Annotated in this window: 1 pseudogene; it reads right to left on the bottom strand. The window is 26.7% G+C overall.

Annotation, left to right across the window (positions count from 1 at the left end):
* Positions 1-304 (bottom strand): annotated as a pseudogene (locus COZ07_RS05050) (ATP-dependent protease); the annotation flags it as partial.
* Positions 305-371 lie beyond the last annotated feature (67 nt).

Below are 371 nucleotides of genomic sequence, written 5' to 3'. Positions count from 1 at the left end.
GATTTTTAAAATTATTAACATAACATTTATCATCAAATTCTACCCCCTCTCTCTTCCTCCCTTCCAATAACATTTTAATTGTAGTGCTTCTTCCAGTTCCTGCTTTACCAGTTACGAATAAATTATACCCTAAATACTCCATTTCTAAACCCAGTTTTATAGCTTTTAAAGCTCGTTCTTGACCTAATATCTTTTTAGAGGGCTTTAAGTCATTGGTAGTTTTAATATTTAATTTGCTAAGGTCGCATTTCCATCTTAATTTTTCTATGGGAATCTCTTCATAATTTACATTTTTTATTTCCAAAAAATATTTCACCTCTTATTTTTTATTTTTTTATTCAAAAATTAAAGTAAATTTGTTTCTTAAATTT

The sequence above is a fragment of the Candidatus Infernicultor aquiphilus genome, assembly GCF_002784285.1.
Taxonomy (GTDB): domain Bacteria; phylum Atribacterota; class Phoenicimicrobiia; order Phoenicimicrobiales; family Phoenicimicrobiaceae; genus Infernicultor; species Infernicultor aquiphilus.
Note: the sequence above shows the minus strand (reverse complement) of the source record. Positions and strands in the feature narration are given on the sequence as shown.